Source organism: Acinetobacter ursingii DSM 16037 = CIP 107286 (assembly GCF_000368825.1).
Lineage (GTDB): Bacteria > Pseudomonadota > Gammaproteobacteria > Pseudomonadales > Moraxellaceae > Acinetobacter > Acinetobacter ursingii.
In genome coordinates this window covers 166,031-191,272 of record NZ_KB849719.1, presented here as the reverse complement: position 1 = coordinate 191,272, position 25,242 = coordinate 166,031, and the positions used below count along the sequence as shown (strand labels likewise).

Genomic DNA, 25,242 nt, shown 5'->3' with positions numbered 1-25,242 from the left:
CATGAGAACACTTGCAGGCATTATCTGCATTATTGCAGTGATTTGCTTTTTAGGATTGCCATTTATTGGCTTCATGATCCTAATGGGAATTTTTATAGCATTGGCAAAATTTGCCGCTGGGGGAAAGTAAATGAGTTCAAATATTAAATCATGGGTGATCAGTGGCTACTTAGTGATTGGTTTTTTCTTTGCCGTCTATCAACACTTTTGGGGACAGTATAACTATAAGCCATTTACCTACAATTTAGGACAAGGCTTAGTTTGGCCTGCGGTAATGTTTCCAACAGTAGGGAAAATCATCGGTGGTATTTTGATTCTATTATTCATTTGGTTCGTTGTTATTAGACCTAAGTTATAAAGGAGTGCATTCATGAAAAAAATACTTTCCATTGTAGCACTTTCAACTTTACTGATCGCATGTAGTCAAAACAATCAGCAAGCTCAACAAAGTGCTACAGATCAAGCTGAACGCAGCTCATCTAATACTGCTACACAGCAGGAGCAATCTAAATATGCACCATATAGCAAGGAAGAGGTTGAAGCCAAAGTACAAGCTTTAACTCAGATTGTAGAAAATGATACCGAATATCTCCCTGCTGCGGTCAAACAAGCTCAATCATTTCTTGAGAGTTGGGATAAATATCCTGAAGCACTCAAATCCATGATGGAGTCTGATCTTGATCCCAACAATCCTGAATATAGCAATAATATTCCGATGGAGATGGAGCAACCAGAGATATCTGTTCGTGCCCAAATTTCCAGTCGGGAATCTCAATCAGCGTTTAATGTGCCTGGTGCAATTGAATATATTTTGGAAATTCAGTCCACTTCTGAACAACCCTTCACTTTAGAGGGATTAAATATTAACCGTGGTCGCTGTGGTTTTTATACAGGAGATTTCTATAGCAAAATTCCTGTGCAAATGAACTATAGTTCTACGGTATCCTATTTACTGAAATGCCGTGGTGATCAGGTCATTGAAGCTGAAATGATTACAGATCAGGGCAATGTAAATTTATCATTTTAATCTCAAACCCGACCCTATAGAGAACACTGCTGATAGTTGTGTTCTCTATTGAAAATTCAATATTTATAAACCTCTTCGATTTTTTGAATCAACCACTCCTCTGCCAAAGCTACGCATATAGGCTGAATCTTTCACTCGGAGATGCTGCTGTTCTTTTTCGCCATTCACCAAATAAGGGACAATATAATTAAGAAAGTTATAGACTTCACTGGCATTGTTACGATGAATCATACCAATCCCTAAAGTCCCCATCGCTTCATAGATCGCCATATAGTCGGAATGGTTACAGTTAAAAATATAACCATATCCGTGTGTAATCTGCTTCCAGCACTCACCTATCCACTGCCCCATTTCAAAACCACATTGATGCATATTTCCATCGTACATAAGCAAAAGATGGCAATGGTAGCCCTTACTAACCCCATGCTCTAATGCCCATGCATAACCATATAACCCACTAAAACAAGTATCTTGATCGGCTATACGCCGTAGCAATGTTTCTAGCGCTTTATTGAACACTTGGATGTTGTATAAGGCTTGATATTCTTTCTTGATAGATAAATCCACTCGAACCACCAGTGTTCTCGCATAATGATGAATGAGTGTGGATGTATAATCAAAAAGGCTATGCTGATTCTCTAATTCACGTTGTTGAAAATCAATCAGTTGCTGTTTTACACAGCCTGATAATGATTGGATATAAGTCAGAATATGCCAGACTGTCATATCATCAAAACAGACTATACAATCATGGTCTGCCTGCGGCATTAGACGGAGTGTGTGATCAACGATGTTCACCACCTCAATGAATATCTGCACTGTATTGCAATAGAAAAAATTAGCGTTATAGATTGGCTTAAATGACTGAACTAATTTTTGTAGGTCTATCATCAGGTTTTGATGATATAAATCATAACTACCTAAGCAAACTTCTTGAATGAAATGGTCTACTGCTGCCAATACTTCTGCTTCATGGTAAAGCTGATCATATTGAATATTCTGGTACATTTAGGTTCTCACTGAAACATAAGGTTCATATGTAAGTGAGGAATATATTTTTTTACTGATCTTGATTCTAAAGCAGGATGTTGTGATCATCCTGCTTAGCTGAATATGCTCATAGACTTTGGAACATACTATAGGGTTAGTTCTGAATATTTTAATACTGTGTTATTGATACATAGTCTATAGCCCATTTGAGTATGGGCTATACTGTGCTAAGTGTCTCAATCAACTAGATAAGATATTGTTTATGTTTAATATATTATTTATATATTACTTATAGTTAATAATATATATTACCTGTTAAGCACTCTACACTGTAGTTTCGATAAGTTCGTTCATCTACATAACGCTAATCGCCAATCTATCGGATTTTGCTTAGGCTAAAGTTACACTAATTTTTATTTTTTGGCAGGCTTCCTCTGAACACCCTGTACATTCTTTTCCCCTCAAGACGTAACACTTGATCCACTTCAGACTGTTCCTCAGAAATCATCTTAATGGATTTCAGGTATAGCTGAAGCTCGAATGGGCAGTAAAAAAATTCAGATAGTACGATGTAAGCAACAGCATGTTCACAAATCAACCTTTTCATATTCTGATTATTCTTGCCGACTGCTAAAAAATGGGAGATAAGTTTTTTATGTGACCATGCAACAGGCAGCTCAACCGCTTCAAATCTTATCGCATCTGTGCCTGTAAATTGATATATTTCCTCCTCTCTAATTTTATTAAAATAGATGTTTTCCCAATAGTAACTGATATCTTCAATCCATTCTTCTGCTTCAATGCCAATATCAGGCACAATGAACATCATCCTGAAGCACAATTTATTGTTTTCTGCCAGATCCCAGAACCCCATATACCCTGAAATCTGAGCAAGTTGCCTGTAGCCCCTGATTGCGTTCATAAAGTCTTTTTTTAGATTGATGAGGGTATGATCGTATAATTTCTGTAGACCATGTATAAGAAATTCAAGGGTAAAAATAAAACTTTTGGCATTTAGACTCATTACATCATTAAAATAATGACAATATTCGTGAAATTTTTTGATAGCTTTATTTTCGTCATTTTTTCGCTTTATAAATTCCTCATGGTTTCTGAACTTTTCAAGAAATTCATCCATATAAGCAATATTTTCGACACTCATATCACTAAACACATCAGGGAAGAAATTCGCAGGCAAAACGTTAAATTGTGTAGGCTTGCTTCTTTCATTCAGAGTGGGACGTAATTGTTCATTCAACCTCACTAACTTCTCATTTTTAATATGTAAATCGAGAACCTCGTAATACAGCTCCACCCGTGATGTCGACTCAAATAAATTGACTTTATATTCCACATTATCAATATGCATCCTACGGGTATTCTTCAGACCAAGATCATTACTAAGAAATTTAAAAGGATAAAACTTATAAGCAGAAACCGGAAAATAGAACTTATTCCATGTGATTAAAAAATAATGTCCTTTCATCTTATCTAGTGATCTTATAAACAGTATCAATTCCAATAAAACTCCTAGATTCAACTCATCCCTGTGTTTCAGAAAACCGCTGCGATTCAGGTCGATGCCAAGGTTGTGAAAAATATTTTTAATTATTTTGTCACTGAAATAAACTAAAGACATTACCACACCTGCATTTCAACTATTTTTAGAGATCAAATTTGTAGATCATATTACCAAAATTATTAGCTTATTATCCAATCTTTGTAAGGTTTGTGATTCATATAATTCAGCCAAATTTTCATTATAGTTAAATTTCGGCTGAGGGCCACGGTTTCACCAAGGTGAACTTTAGCCCAGTGAAATTTGCCCTGTTCCAGCCGCCGGGCTGAGTAGATATCCAGATTTCATTAATACGGATCATGTTGCAAGCGCCTTGAGTAATTCTGCTAAAGCAGATATTTCTGATACTTGCTATTTCAAGCCAATTTCTGCTTTTGAGTGGGGTAAAGTAATTTGAACCGTTAATATGTCAGTAGGAGTAGGATCTAATGGTCCAGAACAGGATAAGGCAATAAATGCAGGTTTATTCGGTAGTGGGGGAACGATCATCCCCTGGCTTAGCATCAATTAAGCGAATCCATTTGGATACAAGATTTGTATTCAATCCATGTTGCAAAGCGACTGAAGCAATTGAAACGTCCGGCGCTTTACAAGCCTGAACGATCTGCTGTTTAAATTGAGCACTGTATGTTCTTCGTTTTTTCGTAAGAGATGCGATGGATGTCTGGTTATTTGTAGTCATAAATTTAAGTCCCCACTTGTTTCTAAGTGGGGACTAAATTAAGGCTTATAGGATGAATTCAGAAGGTGTGTTCAGCGGACGCTTACAAATAAACCAGGTTCACCTCATTTGAATGGCAAGGTAGAGCGTTCTCAAAAGACTGATAAATCTGAGTTCTACGCTACTGTCGATATTAATTCTGAAGATATCCAAGACAAGCTAGCCGAATGGCAGCATGACTATAACTGGATGAGACCACATTCAGCTTTGAAAGGTAAAACACCGATGGAAAGGTACTTTGAATTATGTGAAGAAACCCCTTTCTCTGATGAGGTCCAGAAGCAATACAACCCATCCAATGAACGGATTCAACACGCCAATTACAAGATGGATTTAGAGATCGCTAAATTGAAACGATCTCTATGAATCACACAAGCGTTGGGGAGACGTCCGCATCGTACATTTCCTTGAATGTGGCAACAATATCTCGTGTCGTCATGCCTTTGGCGTATAGGGATAGGATTTGGCTATCCATTTGTGTGATACGGGTTTTCATTTTTAATCAGCTGGGCTTACCTTTTGCCTCTGTCGCAATACGATTTAGGGTAACACCTTGCTGAGTTAGATATTGAGATACTGCCTGCGCACGACGCAAGGACAATTTTAAATTATATTGTTCATTTGCCTGCTGATCGGTAAATCCATACAGTGTCAAGGTGTAAGCTGGATGTGCTGTTAGGAAGTTCACGATCTGATTGAGCACATTGATGGAATCTTGCGATAAAACTGCCTGATCCAAAGCAAAATGTACAACATTCGGCACAGGTTGATCAGCAACCTGGCTATTTTCAGAGATGACTGTTTTTTGTTGTGGCGACCAAATCGGCCATGTTCCGACCACACCATGACATCCCTGCTCACTGCCATTCAGTTCCTGTAAAGATGGATAACTAATTTTCGGAAGCTGTTGAGGAACATCTGCACTGCAACTAAACGCCCGACTATTTGCCTGATCAATTAAGCGCTGTGCTGATAAAAACAGCTCCCGTGAATGTCGCCAGCCCAACTCACAATGTTCAGCGGCTGCCCAGGCCAGCATCACCTCTGCCTGTGCAATCTGAGACTGGGCACAGGAAAAACCTGCATGCTGTTTCAATAATTCAGTATTTGCCCATAAATCCCGACGCATTACACTTGAGGTAGACAGAATCGGTGTGGTTAAACTTAACTGCTTAGCCTGACCTTGCTCTAATGCCACTATAATCATTTCCGCCTGGGCAAGGGCCTCCTTTCGCGCAACCGTTGCACTTTTTTCACTTCCCTCATGGGCTGCATAAGTCAACCATGCGGCTGCTTTGACAGCATGATAACGTTCAATTCCCTGTTCATTCAAAAAAGGAACGAGACGTGTTTGCAAGGCAGCAACCTGTTGATCTTTTGGATTATAAATACCTGACTGGGCTGTAGTATCTGGAGAATCTTGCGCCATAACAGGTGCAGCCAAATGATCAGGATTTTTTGCCCAAACCATCACGCTCCAGCAAACCACAACAGTTACAGCACCACGATAAAATTGACGCAAGGCAGGTGTGACATATTTCATCTTTATGGTTCTCTTGAAGCGTTCACGGTAGAATTGTTGCGAGAAAACAGGTTCTCATCAAACTTGAATCTAAAGCGTACATATGCGCCCTGAAGAGTTGTGTCACTATCCACCAGATCATCATCTTTATAGCCAGAGAAGTTATAACCACCTGATAACCAGAGGTTTGCAGCCAGCAAATAGCCCACTTCCCCCCCAACCAAAACACGGCGGCCCGAACTCATGTTCGACCATAACACGCCTGTATGAATACCCGCATCCCAACGTTCATTGATGTCATACATTGCCCGACCACTGAGCATATGTGTCATACCACTTGACTCCAAACCAGAGAACGTTGTGTCCACATTTTTAACTGCATATTGGCCTGAAAGGGTAATATCGCGACTTGGATGATAATTCAAGTGATTTGAAAAAATATAGACATGCTTTAAGTATGGATTATTTAAATCTGACTTGTTACTGTCATAGCGGTATTCCACCTTGGTCAGCGCATCAAAACGATTGTGCTCAGTGTCACGGTAGGCAGCCCCCACCTGGAAACGATCAACCAGGCGATCACCACTGTTTTCATTCTTACTATCAGTCAGGCTAACTACATTTTTCGCCAATAAAGTCACGTCATTGGAATATTTGTAGGCAATCCCCAGATTATTCAGGATGGTGTCAGACTGGTCAGCCCAACGTGCTTCAATTCTCGCAACAGCTTTCCAGTTTGGATTGGCCAGATATTCCACACCTAAAGATGCAGCAGTGTTATCGGAATTTTGGTTATCGGTATCTGCTTTTGACAATGACTTCACCTGTTCAAAACTGGTGGTTGCATAGAAGCCTTTTTCCAGTTCCCAACGGTTACGTAAACCGATTGCAGCTTCAGCTTCGCGCGCACTGATGCCATCGCGAACACGATATTCACTAAATGCCGTACCGTTATTGTTATATTTACTGTCCAGACCAAACACTGTGACATTACGACGCTGATTGTTATTTAGGTCATACAGTCCCTGAATACTGGACACTAACTCATGGCGACCATAGGCACGCAGTTTTGAATTAATCTGGTAATTTGCACCCAAGGCAAAAATACGGCGCTCAGCTTCGGAAATATCCTGCTCATATTCAGCAAAAACATTTGAACCCTGCCAAGGAAGCTGTGTGGTGATTTTTGTACGTGCGGTTAAACCATGATACGGCGCTGTTTGTGAAGCCCCCAACAATGCTGGATTCTTAGACTCATCGTAATACTTGAGACCCAGCTCAACCGCGACAATACGGCTGATCGCACGTTCGATACTGGCAGAAACACCCTGATTGACACCACTTTGCAAATCTTCAGTACGGATGGCCTCCAGTTTTGCCAAACCGATCTTACCCAGTTGCGCACGCCCTTTTATACCACTTTCCTTACGACCAGCAGTAATAGGTGCCGCTGTATTATAAAATTCTCTATCAGCTTGGTTATGATAAACTTTCATTTCCAAGTCTTTATAAGAATAGTTTAATTCAACTCGTGCAGCATTACCCGATAATTTACCTGTTGCATCTGGTGTGGTGTTAATCTGTGTTAAAGAGTTTAAACCGTCATTGATATTTTCAGAACGGGCAAACTCAGCAATGAATTTACCCTTGTCGGCAAATTTCACCACGGTATTGACACTGGCCAACTGGTCCTGCGTTAGTGGATTATTGCTTTTTACATAAGCCCCACCCACTTTCACCTGCTCCAGCAGGTTCACCGAGCCTGTAACACCACCAACCGTGTATTCATCCCCACCCTGCTCAGATTCCACTGTAATACGCAGATAGACTGGATTCAGGTCAGCATCGACACTTGGTACAGGATCTTTTAAGTAAATGCTGTTGCTAAAGGTATCCACTTCATAATCGGTAAAACGTGCCAAAGTGCTACGCGAAATGATCAGGCCTGGATTATCGCGGTCACGGGTCACCACCTCAACTTTTTCACTATTGGCAAGCACATCATCGGTATTGACATTACCCATGCTATACGGACCTGAAATCCCCATAGCACGTTGTTCATTGGTCACCTGTTGCGTATTGGTCTGTGCGGCAAAGGCCGTGACTTTATAGCGGTCTGTTTCGACAGCCCCACGAACACCTGTTAATGAACGGCTATATTGACCTAAAGCCAGGCCCTCATCATTTTCAGTACGGGTAACATAATCACCATACATGGCATAGGAACGGCCTTTATCCACACGCACGTACAGTTTACTGGTTGTTTGTCCATCAAAACCTTTCGCTGCCGAGTCACCATAAACTGGATAATATTCATCTGGACGAATATCACGGAACAGACGCTGGTTTTTATCCTTGTCAGAATCATAGGCAAGGGTTAGTAGATATTCACCCCTGACTTTCCCTTTCAGGAACATGGCTGCACGCCCTGTCACATTGCTTTTGCCATTGTCCGATGATGAAATCTCTTGCAGTTCTTCCTCAAACCCATCCTGCGAACCGACATTGCTTAACTGTTTCGGGTCAAATTTCTTAAAGTTAATTGATCCTTCTACCAAACCAACTGCAATGATCGGACGTAAATCAGGTAAGAAACGTATTGGTGTACTGCTATGAAAAATACCACTTTCAACCGACAGCGTTCCTTCACCCGCCTCAATTGGCGCCTTTATTGGCACAACAAGTGTACCGCCCTCAACAAACACCTGAATACCAGGTTGTTTCGGGTCCAGGTCAGTCAACTCAATTTTACCAATCGAGCTGTCGAGCGTAACTGGAGTTCTGGTAGAAACCAATGTGCCATTACGGTCAACAATTTTCATGGTCACGTTAAAATAATCACGGCCGTTGGCTTGCGGCTGTACTTTGGCTGACTCAAGTAACAGCTTATCCATTTGGTCAGGGACAATCACATTGACCTGTTTGCTATCCCGAACATTACCCATCATGTCGACTTGACGAACTTCAATACTGTTTTTACCCACAGCAAGATCGACACCGATAAAATCCAGACCTGCAACCTGTAAGTCAGGCAATATTGCACGTTTACCAATGCGTTTCTCAGAAACCTGTGTGCCATTTACCCACAGTTGTAGTTGTGTGCCAGCAGCACCCTTAACCTGAACCGCTGTTTGGGCATAACCAAGAAGCTGCCCATCTTTTAAGTTGATAATTTCTAGCTGATTATTGGCAGCATTTTCCAGCACTGTTTCCAGACTAAGCATTTTCGCAGCTTGAGTGGATTCGGCTGGCACACTCTCAGTTGCTGCCAATGTTTCAGTCAGTGGCAAGGCAACTGAAGAAGCAACGCCAGATTTTTCTGGTTCAAAAGTAACCTCTTTCAATTTCTTAGCCTGTTCCTTGGAAAAATCAAGGTTACAATTGGCCCTGATTCCCTGTGCCGAGATACAACCACTTGCTGGCTGACCTTTAACATCGGTAATCTTGGAAAAAACTGGATCAATTGTAAGGTCTGAACGTAACACCTGTTCTAAATTGGTGTTGTCCTGTTCAATGCGTTTTTTACGTTCTGCGATTTGTTGCAATAAGGCTTGCGAACATTGTCCTGTACCATTGGCAATTGCAAAATCGGCACGATGTAGTTCACCACGTTTTAAATCCACAAAACGGCTATTTGGATCACCTGCCTGACGATTGCCAATTAACACCAACTCAGAATCAACTGGCAAACTGGTACGGTCAACCTTTAGAACGTGGGTTTTGGCACTGATCCCATATAAATCATATTTACCTTCACTGTCAGTCACCACATAGCTACCATCTTCAAGGTAAATACGCACACCTGGCACACCAACTTCACCTGTATCCTGTACCCCGTTACGGTTACAGTCCGTAAAAATCTTACCAACAATAAAGCCATCAGAGATCATTGCGCCAGGAGTTACTTCTACTTTTGCAGATGCTTCGTTTGATTCGATTCCCTGACCATCTTTTGCCCGAACACGGTTAATGCCATCACCATTCAAGGCATTTGGACCAATATAGACGCGATACTGAACCTTAACTTCCTTACTTGGAGTCAGTGTACCTAAACCCAGTTTCAAATAAGGACCTTTTCCACCTAATGGGTCAGCAACCTTGGTGCCATCGATACGCATAGAACCCTGAACATAGATAAAGCCTCTAGGCAAGGTATCAGTAATCGAAACATCTTTGGAATCCACCGTGCCACGATTGGCAACCGTCACGGTATATTCTTCAAACTCACCGATTTCCGAGTTTTTATTGGTCGCAACCTTTTGTACAAATAACGGCGAGGTTGGTACAGTCAAATCAGGATCAATTGGAATATCAATATTGAGTGCTGGATCAGCATTATTTAAGGTGAATTTGCCAGCATAAGACCATTCCAGATCAACAGCCTTATCCGCAGGGAAACTTGGATAAACCGATTTATCACTGACAAAACTATAACGTGTATTTCCAGGAATTGTGGTTGTATCCACAACAAAACTGTAGGTTCCTGCTTTAACAAGGGGATAAATAAATTTACCCTCGCTATTGGTGATCTGCTTGGCTGGAATTGTAACCAGCTCTCCAGTCTGCTCATCAAGTTTGTATGCAATATTGTCCGCAATTGGCTGGCCATTCTGGTCTAATAAAGTGACCGTTGCTCCCGCCACAGGTAAACCTGTCTTGGCATCAAACACTGTGCCATATGGGTCAATAAGCACCTGAGTACTAATATCGGTAAATGTCTGGGTTGAATTACCCTGTGCATCCAGACAGTCCGTCAGGCTAACCTGTACCTGATCGCGTTTGATGGTCTGCAATAACGCATCATAAGAAACCCCAACTTCCGCAAATGCGGTTGGTAGCGTGTAATGGAATACGCCTGTATTCGGCCCAGTTTCTACCCCAATGACTTCTTCAAGATCACCTGTCTTGGCTGATTTAATCTTAATTTTCACCTTGTCGGCAGTATAACGGTCTGCATTACAGCTGGCATTTTGCGCTTCAAGATAAAGTGGTTTATTCACGCTGCCTGTAGTCAAGACATTTTGGAAATCACCAGATTTATTATTAATCGCTGCAAGACCACCTACCACGGTTAAAGCAGGATTAGACAATACCTCTTTTTGGCTATTTGTGGTTGCATACGAAACTTTATAGGTATTTTTAACCGTTGTTTTGGCAATGTTACGATTCATTGTAACCGTAAGATCGACTTGTTCAGTTGTATTAGCCTCAATTTGTGGAAAGCCAACCACCAATTGATCAACCTTGCTTAAATCACTTGGCAAGGTCGTTGTATAGTTATTGCCTGTTTGCTTATACAAAACCTTGGCCTGCGTATTTTTTAACTGTGCAGACTTAAATGTTGTATTGGCAGGCAGATCATCAACTAAAAGCACCATTTTCTGTGCCTGACCATCGATCATCACATCCACTGGTCTTGCCGCTTTTTTACCTTGATTGGTTATGGCCAAAGTATAGTTAAGGTCATAGCTGGCATTGGCTGATGGCTCAAAAGTTTTCTGGACAACCTCTTTGGTTGCAACCAGTTGTGGTCCATAGCTGATGGCACTATCTGTAGCCGTTGCTATTACACTATTATCCTCAACAAGTGTTGCTTTTAACGGTAAATTTAACTGCTGACTTTCAGTCAATGTGGCACTTGCTGTTGCAACGACCCACAAATGAACGCTCTGGCCTACCGCCAAGGCAACATTGGTTGTCAGTTGTTGATCATCGGTGTCGAATTGACCGTTTTTATTGGTATCTACATAAATTTTAACGTTGCTTAGTTCATTTATTGTTAATGTTTCTAGCTGTACATTGACAGGCGCATTACTATTGTTGACCAAGGTATTTGCCCAAATAACACGGGTACTTGGTTCAATTTCCTGAACTGGAGGAGTAGTTAAAGCAATTGCGTAAAGAGCAGAAACATTGATTTCTACGGTATTTGAAACTGATTGTTGGGATTTACCATCGGGTGCAACATAAGTTGCATAGGCGATATTTTGGATAGAGCTACCCACTTCAGGCATATTCGCTGCATAACCGTACTGCGCTGACAATATTGATACTGTCAACGTTGATAACATGAATGTCATGTTATGGAATGCGTTAGATTGCTTCTGTTGTAGCACAGCGCTTACCCTTCAACTAAATAGTCTAAAAAATTTTAAAATTTATTTGAGGTGAACACCTGCCTAGGCAAATGTTCACATCTCTAATTATTTGTTTTCATTTCAAGTGAATGAATAAAGCTTATGGTGTAAGTGGATTCACTTTAATCACAAACTCTAATGTCGCACTTGCATTTGGTGCTAAAGGCGACTGTTCTGCTGAAACAGTACCTGTATAGCCATCAACATAACTTGATGTGTTCTGCAATGTTGCACTTGTTGCAAGTGGAGACACACCAGAGATTGCTTTCAAGGTAGTGTATGACGGCGTATTATCGCTAATCACCACATTCGTTACAGTTGCATTACCTTCATTGGTCGCAACAATACGGTATTTCACACATTCGCCTGGTTTGGCACTCACAGTGTTCTGTGTATAAGTTGCGCTTGTACCTGTTGTACAATCAACCAAAGCCTGATCCTTAACCAAACGTACCTGACCTTCAGTCACAGTGGTTAAGTCAGTATTAGAGATACTTGCGTGTGCAATACCAGTCACAGTTGCTGGGTTAATGGTGAAGATAACTGAACTTGGTGTTCCAGGGGTTGCATTGCTTGGCGCTTGAACCTTGATGAGGAAATTCACAGAAGCATTACGTGCAATCGACCCTGTTAGCGCTGCTAAATCATTACCTGTAACCAAGGTATCGGCTGCATCAATGTTACCGTCGTTATTCACATCGATAAACAAGCTGGTTACCCAACCATTACCAGATTGGTCATTGGTCAAGGTAAATGGCAAGCTACCTGGTGTTGCACCCTCATCAATATTACCTGTGTTGGTTAAAGTGTGTTTATAAACAACAGTACCACCTGGTGCAACTTGGCCAATGCGGTCATTTTGCAGACTTAACTTACGATCTGCCTGAACAGTCACCTTGTCCACCATCACATCGCTTAAGCCAGTCGCTGGTGAAGAAACCTTGAAGTAAACCTGTTGATCACCTGCTGGCGCATTCGCAGGAGGCGTTACTACAGCAACAAGTTTAATGTTACCGCCACCATTAATATTACCAGTATTGGTTAATGGTGCGCCTGTTGGGTTACCACTACCATCAGCCACATAGAATTTAACATCCCACCCTGCTGGTAATGCGTGTGCAGGATCAATAGCTAGATTAAAGTTATCACCTGTTACACCAGAATTATCAACTTGAAGTGGGAAATTCACAGCCTGGTTTGGTTTGGTACTACGAACATCAATGTCTAAACCAGTATCCTTACCAGATGCACCTGGCACTGAACCATTCGTATCTGAAGCATCACCGTTATGTAAGTCAACAGTTGCAGGCGTTACTTGGCTAATCACCAAATCTAACGTATCTTTCTTAGTTGCATCAGACTTAGGACTTGTGGTCAAAATCGCCTTAATAGCAGATGATGATGAATAACTTGCAGGTAATGTTACTTTTGCAACAAGGTTATACTTACCACCACTTGGGATAGAGCCTGTTGAAATAAATGGTGTTACACCATCAGCTTGATATAAGGTAACAATACTGCCTGCTGGTAAACCACCTGCCCCATCCGTACCTTTATCAACACTTACTGTAAATTCTTCACTCACATTACCCGTGTTATGAATAACGATTGGTTCACCACCTTGACCAGTGGCGCTAAATTCAGCAACTTCACCCTGCTTGATTGAAGCAATGACAATTTGGTTATCTTTTGCGGTTGCAGAAGTTTTTTCCGCATCTGCGTAAGCATCATTTTGGTTATCATTGATTGTACCTTTTTTGATGCTTAAGATATTTACGTCATTCGGGTTAGACGGCGTATCCCCTTCTGGACCTGATGGACCATCTGGGTCAACATATGCAGTGTTCCTGATCACGCCTGCTGGTGTATTTTGATCTACGCGAACCTTAAAGGTTAACGTACCTGTCGTATTTGGTGCTAGAGTTGGAATCGTTAAGGTTACAGTACCCTTACCAGATCCAGGAGTAGTTTCAACAAACTTATAACCATCAGCATCAACACCATCAGTTTGTGCCACGCCAGCAAGTTTTGCAGAATTAGCAACATAAGTTAAACCAGCAGGTAACATGTCCGTAACTGTAACATCAGTTGCTGTTGTGTTACCTGTGTTTTGGTAAACCAACTTATATTCAACTTCACGAGCGGTTGGACTAGCTTGGGTCGCATCAATCGCCGTTACGCTGGCAGATTTAATCACACTAATCACTGCACCGTTGGTAATTTTAACGGTGTCTGTATTTGTTGCTGTGAGTGTATTGTCTAAAGTACTTTGTGCAGTGATGGTTAATTTACCCAAATCACCAGCAGAAAGTGCAGCACCACCTGCACCAGTTGTTGGAGTGGTTGCCTGAACAATTAAGTTCACCGACTCACCTGCTGCCAAGGTAACACTTGTTACAGGAGTCTGGCTATCAGGAACACCATCCTTATTGGCATCAAGATAAACTTTTAAATTACTGAAGTCATATTGGTCACCAGAGGTAACATCTGCCACATTTACCGTGAACGTATCACTACCGTTACCCGTGTTGGTTAAGGTGTGTGATAAAGAAACCTGGTTGTTGGCATTGGCATTTGCTGTTCGGTCAGCAATCAACGTGAAACTTGCAACTGGCAATACTGTGGTGGTCACAATATTTGAAGATACAGTTTTAGTGTTTCCTGTGCTATCAGTATAGCTTGCAGATGCAATGTTACTGATATTTGTACCAGCGGCTGGTGCAGCGGCATGTGCAGATGAAATGAAAGCTGCGCTACCTGCAACCAAAGCAATAGAAGCCGCTAGCTGTGTGAGTTGTAGACGGTTTGACATTATTTTACCCCTTATATGTAAAATGCCAATTAGTTAGTTTTTTCACTATTTACACGTGTTTGAGCAGAAACCGTCACAGACTTTCCAGCTGGAAGCTCTGCAATAGTCCAACGCAATGCACGATAATCTTTCAGTGGTACATTCACCATTTGATTACTCTCTTTGCGTTTTAAAGGCATTGGGGCAAAATGTGTACCATCAGTACTTGCTTCAGCATTTTCTGGCTGAGACTTTGCCAAAAATTGTGTTTCTACAGGTATCGGTAAAGTCGCAGCCAGATTCTTGATTTTCGCAGTGGTGTTATTGGTATAGGTTGCCCGATACTCAATCACATCATTGGGTTTTACCTTGGTCACCAGCTTTGAAGTTGGTTTCCCATCAGTGCCTGCACTGATCAGGAAAGTTTTGAGTTCTACTGAAACGGGCTCTTTTGTCGTTTTAGGCTCAGCGAATACACTTCCAGCCAAAACAAGAACCGCAGTACCAAGCAAACATTTCTTGTACATATTGTTCAAATACGCCATTCAATTATTCCTAGTCTTCTCTTTTATTTTTGAACAGTACACTTACCATCCAAAAAAACGTTAACCTTTTTTTATAAAAGTATATCAATAATCAACAAATTTGTTTGATTTACTTCACACTTTCACAAAAAATATTGTATTACTTTCAGCCAAAGCAAATTCCATACCATCTTTCCTCACCGAAGCCCTTTGCACGTTTTTCAACCTACCGATCTGTGATAGGTTCTGTTTACTGACTAACACAAAATCTTAAAGTTCCTGTGGCTGATGGTTTTAGCAAACCTGTTAAAGTCCATTCAAGAACTTCTCCAGAACGTGTTGCATTACAAGTATTTCCACTTGGTGTTAGGCCGCAACTTAGACTGCCAAAATTAGTACCAGTTGGTAAACTATCTTTTACTTTGACATTCTGTAGGTTCTTCACACTATTATTTTTATAGGTGATCTCATACTCCAGATTTTGCTGTTTTGTGGCTTCGTTATTCACTAAAAAGCCTGAAGAATCAGATGGAGTTGAAGAACAACTGGTCACTGCACGTACTTTTTTTGTCAGTGTTAATCCTGCACTACCAATAAGTGTCACATCCTGACGTTGTTGGGTTTTCTGGTCTGTGAGGTTTAATGCACTCACAGCATAGCTTGCCTGTAGCGTTCCAATATGCTGTGCACCAGCAAAAATATTGGTCGGTGCAAATACACGTTGTACAAGACAGATATCAGTGTTTGGTTGCAACAACACAGTACCTGAGGCTGTTGGATCAAACACTGTTTCACCTGTATCAACGGTACCGTTACAGTTGGTGTCTTGGTAAACCAATGCCTGCCAAGGTTGATCATTGTTTGAGTTTGATTGGGTTTGTTCCAACTTTGTTACCCAAACAGGGGCCTGGGTACTTAAACGGTGTGGATAATCAGTCACTTCACCTGCGGTAATGGTATGTTGTCCATCTTCTGTTAGAAGTACATTGAGTTTAACATCGGCAAAGTTATTGTTTGGATAGCTGGTCGCACTTGTGTTTGCTACCGTTATACTATCGGCACTGACAGAAATATATTCAGGTAAATTCTGCTGAACAATACAAAATGATGATGGTAATAAGCTTTGTTCAATTGAGAAAGCATAATCACCATTTGCACTTGTCACTGTTGAAGCTAATTGTGTAGTACTACAGTTATTCAAACGAATTGTACTATTTGCAATCCCAACTTCACCTGCATCTTGTATGCCATTATATGCTTTACTCACATCCAGCGTTGTTCCGCTATTATCAACAAATACTCGTCCACTAATATCAACGTAAATAAGCTTAGTATTGGTAAATGTACAGGTAATATTGGCACCTTCTTTTATGCGAACAGCGGGAATCGTCACAATATTATTTACACGCGTCCAAAAAGTACCTGTATTACCTGTTACACCGCTATTTGCATCTACACAACTAACACCTGATAAAACATATCCAGCTAAAGCACTTTCTGTAAAAGAAACATCTGTATTCAACGTTTGCGCCCAAAGCTGTTGTGCAGAGGTTGCTGTGGTTCCTGCTGTCACCGTAGTTACAGAATCCGTGGTAACTGCTGTTGTACTATTTACAAGATTGCTAAGATTAATATAGTTAAATGTACCCGTGCCATTCACAGAGTTTTTAGCAATCTTAATTTTTGCACCATCAATAATATTGATACTTGCAGGGACCCCACTCGTAGTTACATTGTCATAGTTTGCAGTTGAACAACTACCACTAAGCGATAAACCAATCGGTCCATAACCACCTGCCGAATTTTCCGCATCGAGACCAGACGGATTATAAGTATTTCGATTGACAATACGATAACTGATTCGATGATAACCAGCACTTAACGGTGAGTTTGTGGTTACAGACACACCACCCGCCGCCCATCCATTCGTGCTAGCCACGATATTACCATCCACCATAATATATGCGCCATCATCCACGCCAACACTCGTATTTCCAATACAAACTGTTAATGTTTGCGAACTCGGAATATAAATCCCTGTGGTAAATTCCCAAGCACGGCGGTTATCGGCAGTCGGCATTGTAGGGAGTGATACCGTTCTTTCAGCAGCTGCCCCCATATTGCCAATAATGCGTTGGATCATGGGTGCAGCGGTGCTGCTAGATGCTAAATAAACCGAATCACCCAATGCTGGTCCACCATAGGAAAGATAAGCACCCGTCGGGCTAGTTTGGCTTGGAGGCCAAGCTGCTGCAAGTGAACTTCCCTGATTTACATTACTGCCTACAGGCGTACTTCCCCCAGTTCCTTCATAACCCACCCAAAAGGCACCATTGGTTGTTGACTCATTTTCCTGGTTGCTACCCCAAACTTTATACAGTGTTTCGCCTGCGCCACTACCTGGGTTAAATTCGTCACTAGATACTTTCACTGTTGCTTGTTGGGCAGTTCCCAAGGCTGAGTTACTGGCTGTACTGTAGGTCACAGATAGCTGTTTGGTTGCTCCATTTGGCATATTCCCCAGATTACAATTCCAGTTACTTCCACTTAATGTACAGGCGGAACCGCCGACAACACTTACAGAACTGACGCTAACTCCTGTTTGTGGTGCCGCAACATAGACCGCTTTAGCATTGGTTGCACTATCTGGCCCTTCATTTTTAATATTGATAGTCTGTGTGCCTACTCTTCCCCTTGTAATTGTTGGTAAATCTGGGCTTACAGAAAAACGAGCTTCCTTAACCGCTGGATCAGGTGTCGGGGCTACAATGATCGCATTGACTGAACTACTGACAGGTGTATTCGATGAGGTCGACTCAATCGTTGCTGTATTGGTTAACGTACCTGCCGCGGTTGCTGTACCCTGAATCGTGATTATACAGGTTGCAGTTGTTGCTCCCGTAAATAGCCCAGAGACTTTCCAGCCTGCGGTATTATCGCCTGTTAATGTAGGAGTACAGGAGGTAGTAACAGGGCTTGAACCTCCTGTACCTTGTGTCGTAGCTGGTGTTCCGACAATAGAAACATTTTTTAAACTGACTGGGAGTATGTCATTAAAAGGTAAATTTACAACTGTGCCACCCAATGTTGCACCTGATGGTGTATTGTTGGTAATTTCCAATTGATATTGCATTAATGAACCGAGAGGCACATTGTTCAACTGAGTTGATACAAATGTGCCTGTATTGCCTACACGTTGAGCTTTAACTAGAGCGATGTCGCTATCAGCATCCATACTGGACATACCAAAAAAGAATGTATCTGCACCCGTATCACTCCATCCATCACTACCGCCATCTCCTTTGATATAGACATCAAAGACTAAAGTTTGTATACCTTTCCCTTTAATGTAAATACTACCACTCGCTCCTCCAGCATTAGAATCAGCTCCTTTTTTACTTGCATTATTTGTAATATCATTTCCAACAACAGATAGCTCTTTACTACCTGCTAAACGGCTTAATATTACGGGGGTATTACCACTCACTAATGTAAATTCAGCAGAAGCACCAAAATCTCCATTAGCCCCCCCCATTCCTGCTGCCTGCAAAATAGGATTATTCACAGGACGATTAAATTCTATTTTGATCTGTCCAACCCTTATTCTAGCAGTCTTTGACAAGTTCAAACTGCCCCGTGAGCTTGAAAACCCTGCTGTTTTTATATGTACAGTTACTCCATAATTCGCTGTAGTATCAGATGAACTAGATCCCGCTTTAATTCCTCCATTAGTACTTGGGCAATTCGATCCGTTGACACAGCCAGTAGGCGCATTTTGTATAGATGCAGCAAACATATCGTCAGTACTAGCACCATATGAAGTTAATGGTAAAATAACGTTTGTAGCTGCTACTGTCGCTGCCGTTCCACTTCCACCTATTGTCAAATTAGGTCTGGTAGTGCCGCCACCTGCTGAGGATGGGTAAGTTGCTCTATTATACACTGACTCTGTAACGGTATATGTTGCTGTAGTTAATGGTAGATATGCTGAATTAGCATTATCACTAGGGTTATTAGCATTAAGTCTAAATGTTGTTGTTACTGGGCCAGCAGTTAGACCCTGCCCAGACCCAGAGCCTGAAAAAATCTCAATCGTTGGTGGAGCAGCCAATACAGCTTGACTACACATCAAACAAGTTAAGATAAACAAAACCAAAGTATATATATAAATAACTTTATGATTCATCATGCTGTAATTAGAGGTATTTTTTTTCATTTTTTGCTTACTGCCCCACATAGCGCACCCCGAAATTAAATTCATAACTTTGATTTGCAGCCACACTATTTAATGTTCCACTCAATTCACCTGCACTATTCAATGACAATGGCGAAACACTTGCACATGCTGGTGTACAGGTAGGTGCTTTCGATAACACCGTATAAGCAGGTGTCATATCCCTAAAGGTAAATGTACTGTTAATTGTTGCGCCTGAATTATTTAAAATAACCTTGTATAAGACACATTGGCCTTGACCATTGCTTTGCTTACCAATAGTTAAAGCATTTGTTGTGTATGTTTCATCGGCTGTACCATCACAATTGAAATCTCGTGCTTGCAACTTTGTCAGGGTTAATTGTGACTGCTTGACTGTGGTCACGTCAGTAATAGAGGCAAAAACCTGATTGCTACTATCTGTTAAACTCACAATCGTTGTATTCGTCTGATTGAGATTGTTATTTGCAACATTCGTGACCTGTAGTAGCAGTTGAATTTGCTCATGAGCTGCCACTTTGCCACCTGGTAAGTCCGCCAATGTACGAATATTTAAATCCCCACTGCTGAACTTGCCATCCCCATCGACATCCAGAAATAGTACACTGTTAAAGCTAGACTCACTATTGTTGATGATAAAACCATAGCTCCCCGTAAAGTCTGTAGCAGCAGGGTTGGTCAGTAAATGACGATAGACCACTGTGCCCAAGGGTGCGACCTGAGCATGTAAATCTGGTGTAAATTCCAATTGGGGTACGGAATTGACACTTTGAATCGTTACAGCATTTTTAATCATGTCCTGAGCAGGGTTATCCGTACCAACAAAGCTGGTTGAGATCACACGGAAATAAATTGGTACAGTCACGTCTTTATTGACTTTATCCACTTCAACAACCGCACAGACAAGCTGGCTTTGACCATCATTTAAATAACGGGTTTTGCCAATTTCATTGCCTAAAACACTACAATCTGTGCCATTGCTTGACGCATAAAAACGCACACGGTTTACGCCTGCGGGTAAAGTCAGGCTAGAAAAATCACTGCTGGCATGTGCACTGAGCAAATACTCTGTTCCAACACCTGTATGTTTCACTGTTAATGGAAAAATTACCTGTCCGCCAGTCACAGCATTATCACTGGATTTTACTGTTAGGGTTTTCCAAGCAGCGCCATTATTATCAACTGCACCATTACCCGAACCTGTATTATCAGCATTGGTTAAATCCACCAATTGTGAGACCAGAGTAGGATTTAAACTACCCTGATCTTTAATTGTGCCAGTTTTAGTGCCATCACCCAAAGACTGTGCCTTTGGTGTAACTTCAAAAGGTGTATTTGTGGTTACTGCATAACTACTTGGGAAACGAACTTTGACCACAACAGGAACACTGCTATTGGCAGCCAATAATTCCGTATCAGGAATACCATCACCATTACTGTCTAATAATGGTGTCACACCATCCGCACGATACAACTCAATTTGACTACCTGCTGGAAATGTACTGTTAGTTAAAGTGAGGTTAAAACGATCTGTGGTATTCCCTATATTCCAGACATAGTTGGTAAATTTAAGTTCACCACCCTGGGGAACCGCACTGGCCGTAATGGTATTGGTATTATCACTGACGTTGCTTGCACTACCATTCATTTTGACAGCATAGACTGGAGCAACATTTACAACTGCTGTATTACTTGTGTCTGTCATTAGCCCTGTTACATTAATGACGTTCTCAATTTTCCCTGCAATGCTTTTATTAATTTTTACATTAAATTCGATATAGCCAATCGTATTCGCTGGAATATTGGTTAGGGTTGCGGTAACAACATTCGAGGTGACACTATAATTAATTCCTGTTGGATCGGCTGTTCCCCCCACTGCATCATATACAGTTACGCCATTCCATTTACCAGTATTTACTTCATAGGTTAAATTGCTTCCTAACGTGTCAGTCAAGGTTGCCGTTGGTACAATTGTGTTTGTTGGATTTTGATAATCCAGACGTATGGTGACCACATCACCATTTGCAGCAGTGATTTGAGAGAATTTTTTACGCACCACCAGAGTTGACTGGTCAGTTACAGTTGCCTTGTCAACATTGCTATTTGTTCCACTCGCGCCATTCGCAGATGTCACCATCAAAGTTAAATTTGCAAAGTTTCCTGTGCTAATCGTATTCGGTATGCTTGCTGCAACAATTAGTCCAACTGACTGATCTGCACCCAATGTATAACCTGTAATCGCTGATCCATCGGGAATACCATCATTATTGGCATCCAGATAAACCATCAGGCTATTATTCACAAAATCAAAATCATCAGTGGAATTATCGCTTACAGTGAAAGTATATTGATCTGTCTCATTACTGGTGTTGGTTAAGATATGGTTAAAATAAACCGTCTGTCCCGCCACTACTGTTTTGTTATTGGCTGCCACCAAATTTAATGAGTACACAGGCAAAATCGTGGTTTGGACAAGATTTGAACGCGCCACCTGTACAACCGTTGAGCCCTCTTCGCTATATTCACCAACTGCCATGTTACTGATGATCGAGTTGGTTGCAGCCCAGGCCGATTGCTGGACCATCAACACGCACAGCAAGGTCAAGACCCAATTAAACAGTTTTGGGCGGTTATTATTTAGTGTATTGATCATCTTCATGCTCTAATATCCGCTCTGTTTATGGGCTTACCCGAATAGAAAAGTACATGGAAGCCTGACCTTGTGGTGTAAGCGATCCCACACTGCCTGCAATTTGATCGTTATTTACAGCGATTGTGCCTTGACTAATAGATGGTGGTAAACCACTACGTAATTGGCTGTAAGCAGGCACAATATCATTAATCACAATATTACTAGCTGGGGTGGCGCCCTCATTTTTAATGGTTAAACGATAGCTCACACATTGATTTGGTTTTACTTGAAGTGGTGTGCTTCCGTAGGTTGCACTGCTTACCGTAGCTAAAGTTAAGGCACAGTTTTCATCTTTCGCCTGCTCTTTGGTCAAACGTAACTGGGTTGGATCTACCGTGGTCAAGTCAGTGTTTTGTAAATCATCCAAGGTCAGCCCCTGAATGGTATTGTTTGCTTTCACCACAATATTCGCCACACTAGACATACCATTGGTTGCCGTTGTTGGTGCCTGGACTTTTAAGAGAAGTTGAATTGAAGCTTGCGGCGCTAAACCACCTGTAATGATGGATAAATCATTAATCATTGGATCAGTCGCATCAATCACGCCATTATTATTGGCATCATGATACAAAGTATAAGTAAAGGTATCATTTGGGTTTTGCGGAATAACACTAAACGTGATCTGGCCTACTGCATTCCCCTCAACCACAGTTCCTGTATTCTTTAAGGTATGTAGATAGACAACTGTGCCACCAATATTGACCCGACCCTGCCGATCATTTGCCAGTGTCATTTGTCTCTGGATAATATCAACTTGGTCCTTAATACTATCCGCCTGTGCATTCATTGGGGATTTTATCGCAAACCAAATAGGAAGATTAGCCAAGTCTGTATTAGTGGGAACAGTGACAACAGCACAATATTTTTTGGTTGCACCCGCTGCTACATTGCCAGTACTGCTGATTACATTTCCTAGGCTTTGGCAATCATCACTCGTATCATAGAATTTCACTATCCACTGGGCAGGCAAACTGGTACTGATATTATTGACATCAATTTCAGCAACCGAAGCATATAAATTATAGCTATTCGTTACCGTACTCTTATTCTCTACAACCAAAGGAAATACGGCTGTTCCACCCCTAACTGCTGATTTATTTACCCATGCCTGTCCACCAGGTGATGTAACAGCACCTATACCAGTTCCTGAACTATCATTATTGTACAAGTCACTAGAACCTGCGGTATTGGTATTGTTTAATCGATTACGAGTACTATTGGCAATTGCTGTATCTGTAACTGAAGTTGCCTTAACATCAAAATCTAGTATTTCATTAGTCGCTGTAACACAATTGGCAGGGAAATAAACACCAAGCACAATTTTTTTCGATGCGCCTGCTGCCATCGAACCTGTATCAATAATACCGTCAGCATTACTATCTGTCAGTAAAGTACGCCCATCGGACTGGTATAAGCGTGTGACTGCACAACTTGGGACATTTGCACTTTTTGTAATGTTTAAATTATAGCTGTCTGTCGCCTGTCCTGTATTCCAAACATAATTATCAAACTGGATTTCTTTGGCTGCACCAGTAAATGTGTTTGATTTGGTGAGCAAGTCATTCGTTCCTCCATCAGTATTTCCAACAGAAGAGTTATTCAGTATCACCCCTAAGGTTTGCTGAACTGTAAAAATAACGGTATTGGTTGATGTATCTTTTAACAAGGTAGTTGTATTATTTTTATACTGTTTATAGTTAGCAGTGTTATTGATTTTTTCCGCTGCATTCGGATTAACTTTTACCTTAAAACTAAATGTACCTTTGCTTAACGCAGTAATGCCTGTGAGTTTAAATTCCACCTCACCACCCGCATATTTATAGTTCATAACTGACTCAGCAGTACTGCCTGCTTCATTGTCATTATCTACATCTGTTAATGTACTTGCGCCATTATTCCAAATAGCTGTTCCAGCTTGGTAACTTACACTGCTCGGCAAAGTATCACGGACAAATAGTTGACCTAGTGCAGTCCCCGTATTGTTATAAGTAAATGTATAGGTAACTTCTGTGCCTGTTTTACCTGTACTGATATTTTGAGATTTTGTGACCTGAATAACCGCATCATCAACCACTTTTGCAACATCTGAGACAGTGGCAGACACATTACCTGAATCAAGTTGACTGGTTGAAGTTAAAGTAAAGTTTGCAACATGACCTGCGCTAATGCTGTTGACTGGAATACTTCCCACCACAACCACAGCCACAGACTCACCTGCTTCTAAATTCAGAATTGCATTATTGAGTAAATTATTATTGTCATCAGGCTCACCATTTTGATCCCGATCCGCATAAACTGCGATATTTTCTAGATCAAACTGGTCATTTGTAAGTTGATTCAGTGTAATTTTATAGCTATCAGCAATATTTCCCGTATTGGTGAGTACATGAGGAAAATTGAGTTTACTGCCAATAGTTCCGATATTCTGCTGATTGCTTTGCAGGCTCAATGAGTAAATAGGCTGAACTGTGAGGATAACGGGATTGGAGTTGATGACTTGCAAGTTGCCTTGCTCATCATAAAAGTCACCACTCGCTATGTTAGTAATGCTACTTCCCGCCTTGGGTTGAGCAAAAACCACAGGGCTATAAGTAAAAATAAATAAACTAAGACAGCAGGCAAAAGAAACTCGTGAAATAACACTTCCCTTGAATCGACTTACCATATCCAATAACCCACTAAAATCATAAAAATAAATTCTTGTTGATGATTTTTTAACCAGAATACTACAGAAAGCCAACTTTTCATACAAAAATGTAGCAAGTCTATTGGTTTTTATCAAAAAAACCAACCAACACTCACTTAATTTTAAATCAGAGACCAAAAACACACTATTTATTATTAAATTTCGATTTTAAGTTAAAATTTAGAAGAATCCTATCACAATAAAAGCAAATATTTTATCTCTTTCAACACAGAAAATGACCTAGACGAATACTGTCAGTTTGAAGCATAAAACAAACATTCACTGCATAAAAATGTCATATCAATCATTAGACCTCCTGCAAAAGTAAAAACTGCCTCAATATAGATTTCTATTTATGGG

The 25,242-nt window shown here is 41.0% G+C and carries 12 protein-coding genes and 3 pseudogenes; 4 read left to right on the top strand and 11 right to left on the bottom strand.

Annotated features, from left to right (window positions below; translation table 11 throughout):
- The first annotated feature begins 1 nt into the window (after position 1).
- From F944_RS17425 to F944_RS15905, 3 genes are read left to right on the top strand one after another with little or no spacing between them, the layout of a single operon-like run.
- A complete protein-coding gene (locus F944_RS17425; protein ID WP_004992797.1) occupies positions 2–130 on the top strand; it encodes a hypothetical protein in 129 nt (42 codons plus the stop codon).
- A complete protein-coding gene (locus tag F944_RS15910) occupies positions 131–358 on the top strand; it encodes a hypothetical protein (RefSeq protein WP_004992796.1) in 228 nt (75 codons plus the stop codon).
- A gap of 12 nt (positions 359–370) precedes the next feature.
- Positions 371–1,027: a hypothetical protein gene (locus F944_RS15905; RefSeq protein ID WP_004992794.1), complete on the top strand. Its 657-nt coding sequence runs from the start codon at positions 371–373 to the stop codon at positions 1,025–1,027.
- Positions 1,028–1,090: 63 nt separating this feature from the next.
- On the opposite strand, the gene F944_RS15900 is transcribed toward F944_RS15905, so the two are convergent.
- The 3 genes and pseudogenes from F944_RS15900 to F944_RS15890 form a co-directional block, all read right to left on the bottom strand.
- A complete protein-coding gene (locus F944_RS15900; protein WP_004992793.1) occupies positions 1,091–2,035 on the bottom strand; it encodes a YagK/YfjJ domain-containing protein in 945 nt (314 codons plus the stop codon).
- A 388-nt stretch (positions 2,036–2,423) separates the two neighbouring features.
- Complete coding sequence (locus F944_RS15895; RefSeq protein WP_004992792.1) at positions 2,424–3,656, bottom strand: hypothetical protein; 1,233 nt, start codon at positions 3,654–3,656, stop codon at positions 2,424–2,426.
- 291 nt (positions 3,657–3,947) lie between these two features.
- Positions 3,948–4,278, bottom strand: a pseudogene (locus tag F944_RS15890) (transposase).
- Between the two features lie 87 nt (positions 4,279–4,365).
- Between F944_RS15890 and F944_RS15885 the strand changes: the two are divergent.
- Positions 4,366–4,683: pseudogene (locus F944_RS15885) on the top strand (integrase core domain-containing protein); the annotation flags it as partial.
- A gap of 4 nt (positions 4,684–4,687) precedes the next feature.
- Here F944_RS15885 and F944_RS17420 read toward each other — a convergent pair.
- From F944_RS17420 to F944_RS15850, 8 genes and pseudogenes are all read right to left on the bottom strand, one after another.
- Positions 4,688–4,816, bottom strand: a pseudogene (locus tag F944_RS17420) (transposase); the annotation flags it as partial.
- 3 nt (positions 4,817–4,819) lie between these two features.
- Positions 4,820–5,860 (bottom strand): OmpA family protein, encoded by a 1,041-nt coding sequence (locus F944_RS17485; RefSeq protein WP_004992788.1) that lies wholly within the window; start codon positions 5,858–5,860, stop codon positions 4,820–4,822.
- Positions 5,861–5,862: 2 nt separating this feature from the next.
- Positions 5,863–11,955 carry an SdrD B-like domain-containing protein gene (locus tag F944_RS15875; RefSeq protein WP_004992771.1) on the bottom strand — a complete coding sequence of 2,031 codons (6,093 nt, stop codon included), beginning with the start codon at positions 11,953–11,955 and terminating at the stop codon, positions 5,863–5,865.
- 121 nt (positions 11,956–12,076) lie between these two features.
- The gene (locus F944_RS15870; protein WP_004992769.1) at positions 12,077–14,788 is read right to left on the bottom strand and encodes a DUF11 domain-containing protein; all 2,712 of its coding nucleotides are present in this window, start codon (positions 14,786–14,788) and stop codon (positions 12,077–12,079) included.
- 29 nt (positions 14,789–14,817) lie between these two features.
- Positions 14,818–15,312 carry a hypothetical protein gene (locus F944_RS15865; protein ID WP_004842529.1) on the bottom strand — a complete coding sequence of 165 codons (495 nt, stop codon included), beginning with the start codon at positions 15,310–15,312 and terminating at the stop codon, positions 14,818–14,820.
- Positions 15,313–15,541: 229 nt separating this feature from the next.
- Positions 15,542–19,528 carry a beta strand repeat-containing protein gene (locus F944_RS15860; protein ID WP_004992766.1) on the bottom strand — a complete coding sequence of 1,329 codons (3,987 nt, stop codon included), beginning with the start codon at positions 19,526–19,528 and terminating at the stop codon, positions 15,542–15,544.
- Positions 19,515–22,163: an autotransporter outer membrane beta-barrel domain-containing protein gene (locus F944_RS15855; RefSeq protein ID WP_004992765.1), complete on the bottom strand. Its 2,649-nt coding sequence runs from the start codon at positions 22,161–22,163 to the stop codon at positions 19,515–19,517. Before F944_RS15855 ends, F944_RS15860 begins: the two co-directional genes overlap by 14 nt.
- Positions 22,164–22,182: 19 nt before the next feature.
- Entirely contained in the window at positions 22,183–24,861 is a 2,679-nt protein-coding gene (locus F944_RS15850) for a DUF11 domain-containing protein (RefSeq protein ID WP_004992764.1), read from the bottom strand.
- Positions 24,862–25,242 lie beyond the last annotated feature (381 nt).

Excerpts from the sequence above, each read along its gene's own strand:
- F944_RS17485 (WP_004992788.1), bottom strand. The coding sequence starts at position 5,860 with ATGAAATATGTCACACCTGCCTTGCGTCAATTTTATCGTGGTGCTGTA.
- F944_RS15850 (WP_004992764.1), bottom strand. The coding sequence starts at position 24,861 with ATGGTAAGTCGATTCAAGGGAAGTGTTATTTCACGAGTTTCTTTTGCC.
- F944_RS15865 (WP_004842529.1), bottom strand. The coding sequence starts at position 15,312 with ATGGCGTATTTGAACAATATGTACAAGAAATGTTTGCTTGGTACTGCG.
- F944_RS15895 (WP_004992792.1), bottom strand. The coding sequence starts at position 3,656 with ATGTCTTTAGTTTATTTCAGTGACAAAATAATTAAAAATATTTTTCAC.
- F944_RS17425 (WP_004992797.1), top strand. The coding sequence starts at position 2 with ATGAGAACACTTGCAGGCATTATCTGCATTATTGCAGTGATTTGCTTT.
- F944_RS15860 (WP_004992766.1), bottom strand. The coding sequence starts at position 19,528 with ATGTGGGGCAGTAAGCAAAAAATGAAAAAAAATACCTCTAATTACAGC.
- F944_RS15855 (WP_004992765.1), bottom strand. The coding sequence starts at position 22,163 with ATGAAGATGATCAATACACTAAATAATAACCGCCCAAAACTGTTTAAT.
- F944_RS15910 (WP_004992796.1), top strand. The coding sequence starts at position 131 with ATGAGTTCAAATATTAAATCATGGGTGATCAGTGGCTACTTAGTGATT.
- F944_RS15905 (WP_004992794.1), top strand. The coding sequence starts at position 371 with ATGAAAAAAATACTTTCCATTGTAGCACTTTCAACTTTACTGATCGCA.
- F944_RS15900 (WP_004992793.1), bottom strand. The coding sequence starts at position 2,035 with ATGTACCAGAATATTCAATATGATCAGCTTTACCATGAAGCAGAAGTA.
- F944_RS15870 (WP_004992769.1), bottom strand. The coding sequence starts at position 14,788 with ATGTCAAACCGTCTACAACTCACACAGCTAGCGGCTTCTATTGCTTTG.